This is a genomic window from Romboutsia maritimum, from assembly GCF_002251085.2.
GTDB lineage: Bacteria > Bacillota > Clostridia > Peptostreptococcales > Peptostreptococcaceae > Romboutsia_B > Romboutsia_B maritimum.
On the sequence record NZ_NOJZ02000087.1, the window covers coordinates 1 to 1,056 of the forward strand.

11 tRNA genes are annotated in these 1,056 nt (G+C 52.8%); all 11 read right to left on the reverse strand.

Annotated elements, in window-relative coordinates:
• A tRNA-Pro gene (locus CHF27_RS13850) sits at positions 1 to 77 on the reverse strand.
• 8 nt (positions 78 to 85) lie between these two features.
• Positions 86 to 177: transfer RNA gene (locus CHF27_RS13855), tRNA-Ser, on the reverse strand.
• A 6-nt stretch (positions 178 to 183) separates the two neighbouring features.
• Positions 184 to 272, reverse strand: a tRNA-Ser gene (locus CHF27_RS13860).
• Positions 273 to 276: 4 nt separating this feature from the next.
• Positions 277 to 352: transfer RNA gene (locus tag CHF27_RS13865), tRNA-Lys, on the reverse strand.
• A gap of 9 nt (positions 353 to 361) precedes the next feature.
• A tRNA-Gln gene (locus CHF27_RS13870) sits at positions 362 to 437 on the reverse strand.
• A gap of 30 nt (positions 438 to 467) precedes the next feature.
• Positions 468 to 544 (reverse strand) — tRNA-Arg (locus CHF27_RS13875).
• Positions 545 to 562: 18 nt separating this feature from the next.
• Positions 563 to 636: transfer RNA gene (locus CHF27_RS13880), tRNA-Gly, on the reverse strand.
• Between the two features lie 17 nt (positions 637 to 653).
• Positions 654 to 738, reverse strand: a tRNA-Tyr gene (locus CHF27_RS13885).
• A 9-nt stretch (positions 739 to 747) separates the two neighbouring features.
• Positions 748 to 822 (reverse strand) — tRNA-Thr (locus tag CHF27_RS13890).
• A gap of 15 nt (positions 823 to 837) precedes the next feature.
• Positions 838 to 914, reverse strand: a tRNA-Asp gene (locus CHF27_RS13895).
• 8 nt (positions 915 to 922) lie between these two features.
• A tRNA-Val gene (locus tag CHF27_RS13900) sits at positions 923 to 998 on the reverse strand.
• Positions 999 to 1,056: the final 58 nt, after the last annotated feature.

Below are 1,056 nucleotides of genomic sequence, written 5' to 3' on the forward strand. Positions count from 1 at the left end.
TGGTCGAGGTGAAGGGACTCGAACCCCCGGCCCCATGGTCCCAAACCAAGTGCGCTACCAAACTGCGCTACACCTCGACATTAAATGGCGGAGAAGGAGGGATTCGAACCCTCGCACCGGTTTACCCAGCCTAATCCCTTAGCAGGGGATCCTCTTGAGCCACTTGAGTACTTCTCCGTGTTTTGGCGGAGAGGGTGGGATTCGAACCCACGGTGCCGTTAAGCATCACTGGTTTTCAAGACCAGCTCCTTAAACCACTCGGACACCTCTCCGTATTGGTGATCCATCCGCGACTCGAACGCGGGACACCCTGATTAAAAGTCAGGTGCTCTACCGACTGAGCTAATGGATCATATTTAGTTGGCTGGGGATGCAGGACTCGAACCTACGCATACATGAGTCAAAGTCATGTGCCTTACCGACTTGGCGAATCCCCAATGTATGGTTGCCAGAATTATTTAAACAAGTGGTGAGCGCACAGGGATTCGAACCCCGGACACACGCCTTAGAAGGGCGTTGCTCTATCCAGCTGAGCTATGCACCCACATTTAAATAGTTCTTTTGGAGCGGGTGAAGGGGATCGAACCCTCACAGCCGGCTTGGAAGGCCGGAACTCTACCATTGAGCTACACCCGCATATTTAATTTAACTTTTGGTGGAGGATGGTGGATTCGAACCACCGAAAGCATCGCTAACAGATTTACAGTCTGCCCCCTTTGGCCGCTCGGGAAATCCTCCGTGTTTTGTTGGAGCTGGTGATAGGAATCGAACCTACAACCTGCTGATTACAAGTCAGCTGCTCTACCGTTGAGCCACACCAGCAAAAGTGTATTTAATTGGCGACCTGGAAGGGACTCGAACCCTCGACCTCCAGCGTGACAGGCTGGCATTCTAACCAGCTGAACTACCAGGCCGCATTATATGGTGGGATTAACAGGGCTCGAACCTGTGACCCCCTGCTTGTAAGGCAGGTGCTCTCCCAGCTGAGCTATAATCCCATATTGGTGACCCGTAGGGGAATCGAACCCCTGTTACCGCCGTGAAAGGGCGGTGTCT